This is a genomic window from Nostoc sp. (assembly GCF_036917395.1).
In the GTDB taxonomy this organism is placed as follows: Bacteria; Cyanobacteriota; Cyanobacteriia; order Cyanobacteriales; family Nostocaceae; genus Nostoc.
On sequence record NZ_JBALDI010000018.1, the window covers coordinates 1 to 15,195 of the forward strand.

General features: G+C 42.1%; 12 protein-coding genes. 4 read left to right on the forward strand and 8 right to left on the reverse strand.

The genetic code is table 11. The annotated features are described in order from the left end of the window. The 3 genes from zds to V7K46_RS08970 all read right to left on the reverse strand — a co-directional run. Window positions 1-1,353 (reverse strand): 9,9'-di-cis-zeta-carotene desaturase (zds, locus tag V7K46_RS08960; RefSeq protein WP_335112247.1); only part of this gene is annotated, 1,353 nt, incomplete at its 3' end. A gap of 276 nt (window positions 1,354-1,629) precedes the next feature. Further along, window positions 1,630-1,806, reverse strand: a complete 177-nt coding sequence (locus V7K46_RS08965; protein WP_335112345.1) for a CopG family transcriptional regulator — start codon at window positions 1,804-1,806, stop codon at window positions 1,630-1,632. A gap of 1,873 nt (window positions 1,807-3,679) precedes the next feature. Next, on the reverse strand, window positions 3,680-5,326 hold the full coding sequence (locus V7K46_RS08970; protein WP_335112249.1) for a DUF6930 domain-containing protein: 1,647 nt from the start codon (window positions 5,324-5,326) through the stop codon (window positions 3,680-3,682). Between the two features lie 327 nt (window positions 5,327-5,653). Here V7K46_RS08970 and V7K46_RS08975 point away from each other — a divergent pair, with 327 nt between their 5' ends. From V7K46_RS08975 to V7K46_RS08985, 3 genes are all read left to right on the forward strand, one after another. Then, entirely contained in the window at window positions 5,654-6,010 is a 357-nt protein-coding gene (locus V7K46_RS08975) for an iron-sulfur cluster assembly accessory protein (protein WP_335112251.1), read from the forward strand. Window positions 6,011-6,138: 128 nt separating this feature from the next. After that, window positions 6,139-6,561: a tetratricopeptide repeat protein gene (locus V7K46_RS08980; RefSeq protein WP_273768253.1), complete on the forward strand. Its 423-nt coding sequence runs from the start codon at window positions 6,139-6,141 to the stop codon at window positions 6,559-6,561. A 145-nt stretch (window positions 6,562-6,706) separates the two neighbouring features. After that, window positions 6,707-6,952, forward strand: a complete 246-nt coding sequence (locus V7K46_RS08985) for a hypothetical protein (RefSeq protein ID WP_273768252.1) — start codon at window positions 6,707-6,709, stop codon at window positions 6,950-6,952. Between the two features lie 123 nt (window positions 6,953-7,075). On the opposite strand, the gene thyD is transcribed toward V7K46_RS08985, so the two are convergent. Beyond that, a complete protein-coding gene (gene thyD / locus V7K46_RS08990; RefSeq protein ID WP_335112253.1) occupies window positions 7,076-7,996 on the reverse strand; it encodes a thylakoid membrane protein ThyD in 921 nt (306 codons plus the stop codon). A 195-nt stretch (window positions 7,997-8,191) separates the two neighbouring features. On the opposite strand from thyD, the gene V7K46_RS08995 reads away from it, so the two are divergent. Continuing rightward, window positions 8,192-8,539 carry a hypothetical protein gene (locus V7K46_RS08995; protein WP_335068841.1) on the forward strand — a complete coding sequence of 116 codons (348 nt, stop codon included), beginning with the start codon at window positions 8,192-8,194 and terminating at the stop codon, window positions 8,537-8,539. Window positions 8,540-8,617: 78 nt separating this feature from the next. On the opposite strand, the gene V7K46_RS09000 is transcribed toward V7K46_RS08995, so the two are convergent. From V7K46_RS09000 to V7K46_RS09015, 4 genes are all read right to left on the reverse strand, one after another. Continuing rightward, window positions 8,618-9,115 carry an FHA domain-containing protein gene (locus V7K46_RS09000; protein WP_335112347.1) on the reverse strand — a complete coding sequence of 166 codons (498 nt, stop codon included), beginning with the start codon at window positions 9,113-9,115 and terminating at the stop codon, window positions 8,618-8,620. A gap of 226 nt (window positions 9,116-9,341) precedes the next feature. Next, a complete protein-coding gene (locus V7K46_RS09005) occupies window positions 9,342-11,852 on the reverse strand; it encodes a heavy metal translocating P-type ATPase (RefSeq protein ID WP_335112255.1) in 2,511 nt (836 codons plus the stop codon). 738 nt (window positions 11,853-12,590) lie between these two features. Next, the gene (locus V7K46_RS09010) at window positions 12,591-12,866 is read right to left on the reverse strand and encodes a TM2 domain-containing protein (protein ID WP_335112257.1); all 276 of its coding nucleotides are present in this window, start codon (window positions 12,864-12,866) and stop codon (window positions 12,591-12,593) included. A gap of 625 nt (window positions 12,867-13,491) precedes the next feature. After that, window positions 13,492-15,066, reverse strand: coding sequence for a CPBP family intramembrane glutamic endopeptidase (locus tag V7K46_RS09015; RefSeq protein WP_335112259.1), 1,575 nt, complete (start codon window positions 15,064-15,066; stop codon window positions 13,492-13,494). Window positions 15,067-15,195 lie beyond the last annotated feature (129 nt).

Sequence of the window (15,195 nt, forward strand, 5' to 3'; positions counted from 1 at the left end):
CTGAGTATAACTCCCTGCAAGGAAGAAATTATCTACCGGTGTTTTTTGGTTGGGACGGTAGGCGTCCATCCCTGGCGCTTCTCGGTAGAGAGACTGAGCAAGTTTTACCACACTGTACCAAGTCATATTTAGCTCCCGTGACGAGGGAAACAGTTCATGCACTTGCTTAAGGACATGCTGGGCGATCGCTTCATTACTTTGTGCAATAAACGGATCTCCCGGTGTCAGCACTAGCTGCAATAATGACCCCTGTCCTGGGCGATAATAATCAGCAGGGCTAGTCAACGCCAAATCAGCAAAACAAGAAAAGTCAGCATCGGCTGTGTAAAGTAAATTATCAATTCCAGCCGCATGATTTAGCTGTTTACGTTGCTCTCCATCGTTCAGTTCTGTTACCCAACCATCAAAGCGTAACTGCACTGTAGCCACTGGCACTGCATCCAGTTTGTAAATATTGTCAAATTCTGACCACTTACGCCACTCGTGGGGTAGGATGCGTTGAATTCCTGGAACATCACAGGCAAAAACGTAAGCATCAGCAGTGATAGTTTCTACTCTATCACCTTGGGCAACTACTATACCAGTGACGCGGGTATGTTCATCTGATGTAAACTGAATTTCCCGAACTTGCCGACGCGTGTAAACTTTGGTGCCTCTAACTTCTAAATACTCCAGAATGGGCTTGTGCAAATACTCATGCGGAGAACCTTCCAGCATTCGCAAAACTGAAGCTTCAGTTCTGGCTGCAAATAGCTGGAATATCGTTAACATACAACGGGCAGACATATTTTCGCAATCAATAAATCCCAATGCGTAAGCAATGGGGTTCCACATGCGCTTGATGCTGCCATTACTCCCACCGTGACTACGGAACCAATCGGCAAAACTAATTTTATCTAATTTGCGGATGGTTTTCATCGCCCCGTTAAAGTCTACCAATCCGCGAACTATGGGACTAGTACCCAAAGCGATCGCATTTTGCAATTTATCCTGCAACGATAGTTGAGAAGTAGTGAAAAATGCCTTTAAGCCATTGAAAGGCGCACCTGTAAGGAAACGGAAATCCAAAGCACCAGTGCGCCCCCCTTTGTTAATAAAAGTGTGGGTATGTTCCTTGAGGCGTAAGTTTTCTAACACCCCCACCTTCTTCATCAAGTCAAATAGTTGGTAGTAGCAGCCAAAAAATACATGCAACCCCATTTCTAGATGGTTGCCTTCTCCATCAACCCAACTGCCAACTTTACCACCTACAAACGGACGAGACTCAAAAATCTCTACTTCACAACCAGCATCCGCTAGATCTACTGCGGTTGCTAGCCCAGCCAGTCCCGCACCTACGATTGCAACGCGCATTCCGTTGTTCCTTTTCAGCTTCTTTACAGATTGTAACTGTCTTGGTGTCGGAATTTGCTACTTAATATCAACTCCACCAGTATATCAAGGCATGGCAACATTGATACTAAAACCTCTTTGATCACTCCTGTTTAATCGCCGTAAATGACCAGACGCGAGAAAAATCGCGTCTGTATGGGCTAGACAAACCTTGTCCATTACGGCAAAATCAAAAAAGTATCATAGCTATTTTTTTTCTGGTGAAGCAGTTATCTCGTAAGTCGTAAAAGCATCTTCTTACCTGTTTACATCTTTGTTGTCGTCGGAGACAGGCAAACTTCTAATCAGTTCGCGAATCACATCGGTTGCAGGTCTACCTGTTTGTTGACAATATTTATCTAGTTTTTCCGCTTCCTGTGTTGCGAGATTTACTGTTATGCGTTTTACGGCCCATTTTTTATTTGTCATTATCATGCTGCTATCTGCTGTATCTTTTAGTATTTTTGAAAGAGTCCAAGTAATGAGGGAACCGATAAGGTTATCAGAGTTTGTCGCCGGAAACAAGTAATACCATTAATATTAAAAATGTTCGTTTTGTCAAAGTATTCATCATTTTCTAAAAAAATCAAAAAACTACACTTTCTTTGCTACTATATTTGACAAGATAAACAGCAAATAGCTGCTTTTGAAGATAATAACCCCACTAACAGCACGAGTAAAGCCTGAGAAAGAAATTTTCTAAATCAATTTGAGACATCTACTTTTGACTCAATCAAGATTTATAAAATTATTCTTCATCGAAAGCATTTGACCTTCTCTGTTAACCAAGTTTGCCAAACCTGCTTTGAGAGAATATCTGGTATGACACCAGAAAATAAAGCTGTAGAATCACGATAATGCTGAAATGCTGGCTTACAGGCGGGTTTTAATGGTCTATAGAGGTTGCAAATAATCACTTAAAAGTAGGCAGATAAGCGATCGCTTTAGAACAAACACCCATCTGCACCCATTAATGTAACCAAGAAGTTCAGAGCCACGTGAACGGTTATAAATTTTGGCTCCCCTTGATCAAGCTGATTGCTTTTCGGTGCCAATATAGTAAACACAAAAAAGGGGACAAGACTTAGTTTTCTGGGTGTAAATAGCAAAAATTTGTAGTAAATTTTAACACTATTATCTGTAATTTTACATAGGCAAATAACCTTAAAATAAATATAGTGTTATTTGAGTGTTGCTAATAAGAATATTTTAGTTTAATTTGATGCTTTCACACTAACTCATGGTAGAAAAACAATGAAATTTTAGATGTGTTTGTTTCCTCCATTAAGCTATATAATTTATGTTAAACTCAGCGATAATTTTGCTATTCATAATATTCATCTATCAGCAGGTTGTACAAATCATTTTTTTCCAATTACTGTGCTAAAAATTCCCTATTGAACAGCTTCTTTCTATCTAAAACCAAGAAACAACTCCTACCAAAAAAGTTTTAAAGTTTTACCATTACTTCTTAGTAATTATCCTTGTAAAAACAATGGTATATTTTAATATTTTTGGGTAGTCTATTTATTATAGCCATGATTTCTATGCTTTAAATAAACTTTATTTAGATACTAAATGATATCAATTTTACACTTTATAAAAAAAATACAAAGAAAAATCTCTTACCTGAACTTTTGCTTAATAATATTGATACATAACAAGATCCTAAGCTCAAAAACTTATTAAAAAAAATATTCTGATATTGAAGTGTATCGGCTAAGTTTGATTAAACCGGACTTTGTAAATAATTGTCTGGTAATTTATACTGATTTATACTGGCAAATCTCAAATTAAATTACTGGAAAACTATGAGAATACAGATACTTGATGAAATTTAAGTAAAGTTAACTTTTAATCATTGGTCACCTATTGGCGTTGACATATACATGAATGTGGATAGCGAAGTGCCGCGCTTTAAGAGGTACGCGGATAAATAAGGATGAAAAGTGCTGAGTTGTGAGTAAAGCCGGAGACCTTTCCGTTAGCTCCAGTTAAAAGACTGCCGTGCAAAGCATGTACTAAAACACCAATTCAGTAATCCTGGAAGAACCTCTCCCCCAACCCCTCGATCTTGGCGTCAGCCTGCCGTTAGGCAAGCCCAACCCTACAAGGGGCTGGGGGGTTAGCTTTTTGATTACTAAATCTATCCTCTAGATGCAACAGTACTAAGTATTCAGTTTACTGACGACACAGTAATGCCACTTGCTCCTCAGTACTGAGTTTGCTCAATATGCAAATGAAATGCACATCAACTTAATTTCTCATAGCCACAATTTGAGATTGAGGATTGTGGCAATTCGTGGAACTATTCAAATTTAAGTTGGGGCATGAGTTGGAGAGTGCCAATACCTAAATCTTTAGGTGAAAGCGATCGCGCTTCAAACAAAGCCATCATATCTCGTAATTGAGGATTGCCACGGGAAGCTCCTGTTAGTCCTTTGGCAATGATTAAGCCACAGTAGCCCAAAGTATTTTTACACCGCTGATTCCATTTTTTTCGGGCTTCTACATGAATAGGATCTTCATCTAAAAATTCACCAAATAGGAATAATTCGCCATTTTGAGTTTGCAATAAACCAAGGTCGTAGCGATCGCCATCGAAGGGGTCGGCACCTGGATTAAAGCAAATTGCTGTTAGTCCACCTGTTGCTTCAATCCTTTCAATTACAATTTTAGCCTTGGGCCGAGAAGTTTGAATTAAAACCACTGGTAAACCATCACCCACTTGTTTGATTTCACCAGCCTTATGGTAGCTGACCCCCTTTCGCAGGTACTCCAACATTTCCCAGGACACTACACCTAAGCTGAGGAAAGAATCTTCCGGTATCAAGTCATCTTGCAATGATTGGAAAGTCGGAGAACCTTCATTCTCAATCTCCTGTTCTTCGACATCAAAGCCAGCCATTTCCTCTAATTCTGCTGCTAACTGCGGCATAGTAGAGACTGTAACAGCCACTGATTTAGTTGATTCTTCCGACTGCGGCAGAGAAATGCGATAGCGACGGCTGAGGGTGGGGAAGGTTTCTCCATGAAGTTGGCGACGGTGATCGCGAATAAAGCGGCTTAGGCTTTCGATCGCAACGAAGATTACAAGTGCTTCTTCCTCATACAAAACAGACCGTAGTCCTTCTAAGGGGTGGATATTACCAAACGTGGGGTCAATTTCTGATAATGGCAGATCCGCCAAATCACCTTCTTCGTCTTCGTCTTCATCTTCATCAGTTTCGTCAGTACTCTCAAAGGTGAGAAACAGGCAATCTTGCTTGAGGAAAGCTTCTTCTAGATGATCGGTTGATTCTTCATCTTTTAAAACTGCGGCGCGAAACTGTTTTAAAGACTCTTCTGAGCGATAAAACAAAATCCCATACTCCATTCCCAGCATTCCCATGACTGAGGCGTAGAGTGTACCAATATCCCACTTATTAATCTCAATTGATAAAATTTGTTGTTCTTCCAAAAATTCCCAAGGTGCTGCTTGCCAAATTGCAAATGCTTTCTCGCGCAAGATTTGGGCATACTGTGGGGGTAAGTCGGGGGTTTGACTATCGAGGATGTCAGCGAACCCGCGAAACAGTTCGTCAATTAAAGGCAGTTCTGGTGCGTAGTCAATGGCAATATTTAAATCTTGCAGCACCCCCCGCAGGTAAAATTGGATCTCACGATCTTTGACTACAATTCTTTGGGGTCTGGCAGGTCTTGCCGGACTGTGGGGATGCTCCATTGCTCGCATTAAGGTACGAACTATTGCTTCTGGTCCGACATCTGAAGCTACCACGTCCATTCCTCGAACCACACCTTGGGAGTAATCTACCCAAAGAATGCATTCTCCCTTTTCTTCTGAGTCTGAGTGCTGGCTTGGTGATGACAACGGACGGCGATCGCCCTCCCATACAGAAGGAATTTGAGTTAATTTCTTCAAGCGACGACTGGTAGAGCGATTAAAGCTGGTCATAGAATAAGTTAATCAAAAGAAGCAATTTGGAAGTAAACTTTGGGGGATAGCTAGCCTCGGATTAAATTTTTATGGCTGCACCTGAAAGATAGTTGCTTCTCAGGCTGCCGCAAAACTTGAACTTCAGAAATACCGAATGTATAAACACACTGAATCTCTCAATTCTAGAATAGAAATCTTTGGCTGCTTTTGACGGAGTGTTTACAATTTGGCATCTAACGACATCTAAGCCGCTAGAATGAAAACAAAAACACCTTGGGCAACCCACAGGCATTAACAAGCCGATACAGGGTAACGCTTAGACTAATTAAGGAGTTAAAAAAGCAGATGACACAAGCTATTCAGGCTCAACAACGCGGAATTCTGTTGAGCGAAACCGCATTGCACCAGGTAAAATCCCTCCGGGACAGGCAAGGCACAGACTTGTGCTTACGGGTAGGAGTCCGTCAGGGTGGTTGTTCTGGGATGTCTTACATGATGGACTTTGAAGACACTAGCAAGATCACCCCTCAGGATGAAGTCTTTGACTATGATGGCTTCAAAATTGTCAGCGATCGCAAGAGTCTGTTATATCTCTACGGCTTAATGCTCGATTACAGCGATGCCATGATTGGCGGTGGCTTCCAATTTACTAACCCCAATGCCAACCAAACTTGTGGGTGCGGCAAGTCATTTGGGGTTTAGTTAAGACCAAAGCCGGAGACTTTGAAAGCTCCGGTGAATAAGTCTATAGTCAAGAGTAGAGTTTTTTAACTATTGACTATTGAGCCATGACTAATGACTATTAACTAATGACTATTGATTAATTTACTATGACTCAAACAGTTGAATCCCTGTTTGATACAGGTTTAGAGCGCTATAAAGCAGGAGTTGCAGTAGATTCTTTAATCCCTGTATTTAAAGAAGTGTGCGATCGCGCTCCTAAAAATAGTTCTGCTTGGATTTGTTTAGCGTGGTTGTATCTACTCGATAACAAACCCAATTTGGCTTACAAAGCTGCACAGAAGGGAGTCAAGTTAAATCCACAAGACCCACAAGCTAGAGTAAATATCGCCTTAGCAATGCTGGAAACAGGTCAAAAAGGTTTACGAGAACATATTGACTTAGCACAGCAGCTAATTTTTGTCAACCCAGAATGGCGCGATGAAATAAAAAGCAGTATTGAAGACGGCTTAAGTAGAAAGCCAGATTGGCAGAGTTTGATAAAAGTCAAAAATTGGCTGTTGGAGGAGTGAGAAGTTAAGAGTTAGGAGTAGAGACGCGATTAATCGCGTCTCTACAGGAGTTAGGAGTTAAATTCAAGTCGGTAATCCTCACTTCTAACTTACCCGTCACTTAGTTAGCAGTCGTAAAATTTGGGGCAATTAGACAAAAGGATAGATGAAAGATAAATTGTTGAATTGGCTAAACATGGTTTTAGTCGCAGATGTTTTTTTGGTTTTATTTGGCTTTGTCTGGTTAGCGATCGCTGCGATCGGTGATGCGGTAGGAGTCAACCTGGGTTTGGATTTATGGCATAAACTGTGGCAACCCGTGTTTAACCCAGCGATTGGCATCCTCATGGGCGGTGCTATTCTCAGCGGTATTATCAGTTGGGTTTCAAGAAAATTTCTCTCTAGTCAATAGTTCAGGGATTGGGCATGGGGTATGGGGCATGGAGGATTGTTAGTCTTTCTAACTCCCCTGCTTCTTCCAGTCCCCAGTACCTAATACCTGATACCCAGTCTCTTTGAACTGTGACTTTTGACTCTATGTAAGAATTTGTGTTAATGCTGATTGCAAATTCGGGTATTTGTACTCAAAGCCTGTTTCTTCGGTGCGCTTGGGTAAAACTTGCTGACCTTCTAAAACTACTATAGCTCCGTCTCCTAAAAGAGCTTCGATCGCAAAAGCAGGAACAGGCAACCAAGAAGGGCGATTCATCACTCGTCCCAAAGTTTGGCTTAAATCTGCCATTCGGACTGGGTTAGGGGCAGTGGCATTATATACACCTTCTATTTCCGGTTTAGTTAAAGCTTGCAGAATTAGGTTAACTAAATCGTCTACGTGAATCCAAGAGAACCATTGCCGACCACTGCCAATGGGGCCACCAGCGAAGAGTTTGAAAGGCGGAATCATTTTACCTAAAGCACCACCATTGCCCAGAACAATCCCAAGACGCAGAATTACCAACCGTACACCAGCATCTTTTACCTTTCTCGCTTCTGTTTCCCAGGCTTGGCAGACTTGGGCGAGAAAATCGTTACCAGATAGACTTGTTTCATCAAAGGTTGCGCTTTCACTAGTGCCGTAGTAGCCAATAGCCGAAGCGTTAACTAATACTGTTGGTTTGGGGTTAGCGTTGGCTATTGCTTCAACTAATTTTTGTGTACCTAACTTCCGGCTATTGAGAATTTCTTGTTTGCGTTCTGGTGTCCAGCGTCCTTCAGCAATAGGTTCTCCTGCCAAATTAACTACGCTATCACAACTAGCAATGACACTTTGCCAAGAACCAGATGCATTTGGTGTATAGGCAACAATTTCTAGATTGGGGAAAGCCTCGGATGGAAAAACCTTTTGAGCAAAGGCGGTGTTCCGAGCTAATACTACTATTGTATCACCTTTTGCGTGGAGTCGTTGTACTAAACGACTACCAACAAATCCTGTTGCTCCAGTAATTGCGACTTTCATTTTCTACCTCAGCCAAAGCTTTATTGTAAAGTTTTTGATCAAACTTTCAGCTTACGGTACTTTCCTTCTCGATAGAAGAGATATGACTGTATATCTGGTAATGCCTGATCTCAAAAACTTTGCTTTTGAATGACTTTCTGTTTAGATGCTTCGGTATTATAGGATGGACGGAGTGTTGCAAGGCGTGGGGCTATTATGGCTCGCTATACCTGTTCATTTATTGTTTCTGTTCCTAGTGACCATCTCCAAGCGTTACTTGTAGAACTTCTACAGGACTGTCAGTTGGATATTCAATACCATATGGGCGATTACATTATCGCTCGGGAAGTTCCCGGCAATGTTCCTTTTCCTAAATTGGTCACAGTAGAAGTACTGATTGATAAATCAAAATCTACTGAAACAGAAACCCGGATGAGTATTGTGATTAAGAATGAAGAACTACCACTCCAACTAGATAATTACTGCCGACAAATGTTTGAATTCATCAAGCAGGCTATTGAAAGTAGCCGCCATTGGCATTTGATTGAAAGTCTTGCAGGATAGGTTTAATGAGTGATTAGAATTGACACTCCCACGACTTGAAGCCGTGAGAGTGTCAGACTGTGATTGCTAGTTTAGAATTCAATCTCCCACATCCTCTAAATCCTCGGCCATACCGGGGTTTATTAGTGTAATGTCGTACTCGCTCGAATCGGTTTGCCCCAAACGCTGAGTGTTTTTTAAAAGGTAATAAATGGCACGGACTTGAGGTCCAAAAACGATCTCGTCTTCATTTCTGAGATCGTGGGCTGGTATCTTACGTCCATTAATCATCAAACCGTTGGAACTAGGCTTACCTTTGGCATCGCCATCTACAATTCGGTAATAGTAGCTATGACTATTATGCTCTCGTGGCAATCTCACTAATGTGGCATGGCGGCGGGAGACAAACTGCGACATCAAACGGATATTACATTCGCGGTCTCTACCGATAGAGTAGACGGGTTGCTCCAGAGAAAATTCTTTGCGACCTTGATCGTCTTCAATAATCAGTAGATGGTTTTCATTAGTTTCTGCTGCCATTGACAAATTGGTGGAACTGTAATTAATCAAGATTTGTTTAGTATCGTATCCTGCGATTCTCGCGCACCATAAGTTTGTGGTGCTGATCTAAATAAGCTTTAAAATTGCATAATACCTTGAAAGAGTAGAACATGGCCGTTCTACTCCAGTAGCTATGATAGCTTTGGTAAGTGTCTCAAGAGGCTTTGTGGGCTGCGTAAAATCCTGACAGGGCGACTCAGTTTAACTTGAGATGGGAATAACCTAGATTTGTGCTGGGAAATTTTACGTGCAAAAGAGTATTCTACGGGTGATGAGCTAATCGCCGTAATAATATTGAGTTTGTGACGACACTAACAGAGCTAAAAGCCATTAATGCAGCAGCACCAGATGGGTTAAGGACAAAACCCAAACTAGGGAACAAAACACCGGCTGCTAAAGGAATGCCAACCGTATTATATGCAAAAGCCCAGAATAAATTTTGGCGGATTTTGTTGAAAGTGGCGCGACTAAGCTGAATAGATTCGACGACATCGTTTAAGCGATCGCGCATTAGGACAATTTCAGCAGTTTCCATTGCCACATCTGTTCCAGAGTGTAAAGCAATTCCTACATCTGCTTGAGATAAAGCTGGAGCATCGTTGATTCCATCTCCTACCATTGCGACAACGGATTTTGGATTTTGGATTTTAGATTTTGGATTTGGAATTCCCCCCCTCTCTCTCTCTTGTCCTTGAAGTGCTTGTATTGCAGCTGCTTTTTTAGCTGGAGGGACACCTGCTATTACATCAGCACTAGCTAATCCTAGTTGTTTGGCTATGGCGCTAGCTGCTTCTTTGCGATCGCCACTGAGCAGCATTACCCGTAAACCCATCTGACGCAACTTGTCTACGGTAGATTGGGCATCTGGTCTGAGGGTATCAGAAACAGCAATTAACCCGGCTAAAGTTCCCCCAACTGCTACGCAAACGACTGTTTTACCATCTGTTGCCAAATCCTGTGCTACCTGTTGTGCAGTTTCGCTAATCGCAATGCCGTGCCAACTCAACCAGTCCCAGTTACCCAATAGTACAAGTGTACCCTCTACCACAGCAGACACCCCTAGTCCCGGTTCCGTGTGAAAGTCCACAGCCTCTGGAATAGATAACTGTTGCCGCTGTGCTTCTTGCTGAATCGCTTTTGCTAGGGGGTGGTGAGTACCGCTTTCTACGGCTGCTGCTAATTGAATCAGGGAGTAGGGAGTAGGGAGTGGGGAGTGGGGTTCCTTACTCCCTACTCCCCATTCCCCACTCCCCATTTCTCCAATTAACAGACAATCTGTGACGATGGGATTACCCGTGGTCAGAGTGCCAGTTTTATCAAAGACTACGGTGTTTAACTGGTGTACTCTTTCCAAAACGTCGCCGCCTTTAATTAACAGACCCCGTTCTGCGCCCATAGCAGTCCCGACAAGAATCGCTGTTGGTGTGGCAAGTCCCAAAGCACAGGGACAGGCGACTACCATAACTGCGATCGCTAGTTTTAAGCTGATTAATAGGGGGGAGTGGGGAGTGGGTAGAGACGCGATTAATCGCGTCTCTACGGAGTGGTCAGCATGGTTGATCATTTCCATACCACCAGACATACTGACATCAGTCCAAATGTGAGTACCGAAAAAGTACCAAAAGACGAATGTCAATACAGATGCTGTCAGCACACCGTAGGTAAAGTAACCAGCTACTGTATCTGCTAATTTCTGTACTGGAGCTTTCCGAGTTTGGGCGGTTTCTACTAAAGCGACAATTTGAGCTAGAGTTGTATCACTTCCAGTTCGGGTTGCCTGAATAGCGATCGCTCCTGACTGGTTTAATGTCCCTCCTGTCACAGTATCTCCCGGTTGCTTAATTACTGGCACGGCTTCCCCAGTCAACATGGATTCATCCACCGTTGTTTGACCAACCATCACTTCACCATCGACAGGGATTTTATCACCTGGCAGCACTTGTAACCATTCACCAACCCGCACCTGTTCAGCAGGAATCTCTACACTAGAAGATCCCACTCCGACTTTCTCTGGGTTGGCAATCAATCGCGCTAAGAGTGGCTGGAGTGCTAGCAATTTCCTAAATGCGGCAGCAGCGCGACCTCTAGCTTGTTGCTCTAATGTCCTTCCTAAAAGAATAAAGCCCAGCATCATTACTGGTTCGTCAAAGAAACACTCCCAACCCATTTGGGGAAAAAGCAGCGCGACTAAACTAGCAATGTAGGCTGTCAGCGTTCCCAATCCTATTAGGGTGTTCATGTTAGGCGCATTTCGCCGCCAGCCCAGCCAGCCATCTACTAAAATCGAGCGACCAGGAATTAATAGCGCTACTGTCGCCAGTCCACAATGAAACCAGATGTTATTTAGCAGTGGCAGGACTGAGCTACCAAGATTACCAAAATGTCCGCTTCCCGACAATAACAGCAACATCGCTGCGATCGCCAACTGCCTAACAGAAGACCGCATTTCTCGGCGTTGTCGTTCTGCTGGGTCTGGTAAGGTAGATATCTCGCCTGCTACTGTGCCCTTAGCTTTTCGGGGTTGAGTCGGGAATCCAACGGCTGTTAATCGTTGTGCTAGTGCATCTGCATCTACCGCACCAGTTTCTGACTCTACAACTGCTACCTCTGTGGCCAGGTTCACACAGGCACTCTTGACTCCTGGATGTTGGGTTAGCTGTCGCTCTACTGCATTCACACACCCAGCACACTTCATGCCCCCAACATCGAGAATAATTTTCTCTAGGATTGGGTCAAATTCTGGGGCTAGCTTAGTTTTCGGGACAAGTTGCATGGCAAGTGTTTAGATTCGCTACAGAAATTCAACGCCTGACTAAAAGCGTCTCTAATTTGAGCGTAGGCGAAATATGGAACTACGACTGTATGTCAACCCTATTAAATTTATTAATTTATCGTATCTCGCTGAGGGTCAATGACGGCTCCAGCGGAGATAAGTCACATAGATAATAGCTATCACCTGCATTGGCATGAGGACAATCAGGCTTTTCCAAAAATTGTGAATTTCCAAATTAGACATGGCGCTGAAATAGCCAAAGCCCAACAAAAAAAAGAGTATCCAGATCAGCTGTTTACGTTTGATAGTTAGCATAGCAGTAGGATTTAGAATTTTTTAGCCAAAATATCTATTTATACCTATAAGTCTGTACAGAATACACAATAACTTTTATTAATAGTTATTCAAGAAAGAAGTTTACCCAAGGGAGAGTTAATAAAATAAAGTATCGTAAATGATTAGGTGGACATGATATGAATACCTAAGGCTCCTAACAAGATAGTGCAGATGCCACTTCTCAACCATAAATGACATCCATAATTTAGGTGTATTTATTCTTACTTATATTTATGAATATCTCATAGTAATAAATTGTCAAATTTTAGCTAATCTAGAATATAAATAAGCACTTTAGTGTTACGGTAGACAGAATTGTAAATATAAGAAATGAAAATTTTTTCAAATATCCACTCAAGATATATAACTTTACAGAGTAACCAAAGTGTGAAATATAAGTTTTTAGAACCAGCCCTGCTTATTCACAAAGTAGGTATTTACAAATTCTTCAGGGGACTTATTCAAATAGATCATGCCTTCAATTAAACCTACAAGTAGCATAAGTAAAAAGGCAACCCCGTAGCTGAAAGAACCCCCGACTACTGAAATCACCAACATGATAAAGCCTTGTGGAGCGTATCCTAGAATAAATTTATGAACCCCAAATGCTCCAAGAATAATGCCACAGTAACCAGCTAGAAGTTGTTTGGTAGGGTGACTGGGGTTGATATTTGCCATATGAATGCTGCTCCTTGATAAGTAAGGTATAAAAATAAAGTCTTTATTGTAATGAAAGTAAGTAACTGTATTTGCTGAATAAATAAATTTTTAATTTTTTCAGTACCAGTAAGCCTCAAGACAAATAACCAAAATCAGCGTACTTCTATTCCTGAGAAGACGCTAAAACGTCTTGCGGCATAGCCTGAAAATTTAGCGCTCCTTAATAACTTTTGGTGGATTTGATGATCACAAACCCTGGTACGGCAGTTTTGCAGATTTTCAGGTAAAACATTGATCTTGAGAAGAATGCACCTCAAGAATCAGCAAAAACTGCTACACCACTTTTTACAAGTCCATCAGTATTATTTCCGGATTTTTTTCGGATCACTTCCAGTGGGCGTGAAACGCCATCACACCAATCACTAGACCAGTTATTGGCTAAAATCACCCAGATGATAATAAATTTAACTAGATAGTTTGTTGTTTATGTTAACAGCATTCTGTGATTTGCTTTTGCCATTATCTTAATTAGGTTTTCAGCTAGTATTTATGCTTATAACCACCAATTATAACTAGTAAATTGTTCTTACCTATGGAGATAAAAGCAGATATTTTTGTTTTAGACAACAGTAAATAACTAGTATTAATTACTACCTAAAACAAATAAACTTAATAATGTACCACTATTCCAGAGGCTGTGGAGGAGCATAGGAGCAAAGAGGTTGCGCGATCGCGTGTAGACTACCCCTAACACAATTCCCAATGCTGTCAGTGGCAGAATTTCCGACAAGCTGAGGTGAGCGATCGCAAACAACAAACTACTGATCAGAATCGATCCCCACACGGGTAAGTAACGAGTTAGAGAGGGTAACAAAAAGCCGCGAAATAGGATTTCTTCAAAAAATGGAGCTGCGATCGCTGCTGTGGAAAAAAATATACCAAGTGCTACACCATCTCGGCTTTCCAACGCTAGTTGCAACAGGGGATTACTACCACCCTGTCCTTGCCATAGCTGTTGATTGATTAAAGATACCACTACAACTATAGGTAAAGCCGCGCAATAGCCTCCCAGTCCCCACAAAAACCAGTTATCTTGAAAACGGAAGCGAAACCAAAATTCTGGTAGTGGAAAAAAGCGCTTGAGAGAGAAATACAGCACTAACAGCGCACCCGATGCTACCAGTAAGTAACTAATTAAAACAGAAAAAGCCTGAAGTCGCACATCAGTGATGGGACGTGGGATAGGGAGCAGCGATAGCACTAAAGGTACAAAAATTTGCCCCATGAAGAAAAAGCCGATGACAAAAACCTGCAAAACCGTTTCACCATCCCAAGGTGTTGACCAAAGGACATCAGCATTTTGAGCTAGTAACGAGGCTTTTCCTTTCAACAAGCGTTGAGCAAATAATAAAATCAGCAGTATTAGACCAATTAAAGCTGCCAAGGTGGGAATAGTGCCAATAACCGCTAATTTCACCACTGCTTGAGCCGCAGATTCTTGTTGTGCAGCTTTAACTGCTGATAAAGCGTCTTGTCGTTGCTGGAGTTGGTATAGTTGAACCAAAGCATTAGAGCGAAACCAACCTTCTAAATTCTTTTGAATTGGTTGTTCAGCATTTGGGAGCAGACGGGAAGGATTGCTCCACAGTCCACTCAATACAGCGGCGGTTTCCCCAAATTCTGGATTGATATTTGAGCGTTGTTCTAATTTGCTCCAAGTCTTAAGGGCTGTATCCGTCTGTCCTTGCTGTGCTTGTAAAATTCCCAGGCGCAGGTCTAATTCAGCCAGTAATTTTTGTAATTGCTTGAGGGACTGCTGTAACTGTTGCTGTCCCTGTTTAGAGGTTTTAGTAGTGGGAGGAACCTCAGGTAGAGGTTTCGGAGGTATGGGAGTTATTTCAGGTTGAGAGCGTAATTGTGCAAGTTTGTTATTAACTTTGTCCAAATTAGCTTGAACTGATTGACGCGCCTCCTCATACTGGTTTGTGGCGCTTTCCAGGGGTTGCTCACCAAGTATCGCTTCTCGAATCGCCTGGAGATTGTCATGGTTGCTATCTTCTGCTCGCAAAGCTTGGGCTTGGAGAGCAATATTGGTTTGGTATAGTTCTAGGCGACTTTGGAACTGAGGTTCTTGCCAACTACCGAATAAAGCCGAAACTGCCAACAGAACTGCTATCGGCGTCAGCACAAAAATTAAAACCAACCGCTTGAGTGTCATTTATCCCCCTTTAACTAACCAGTGGAGAGCGCGTCCCCCTTGGGAATTATCGCAAGAAAAAGTCAGAGGTGGATAGATATCATCAATATTATAAGTTTGCGATATCTACGACGGGCTACGCCGAAGCAC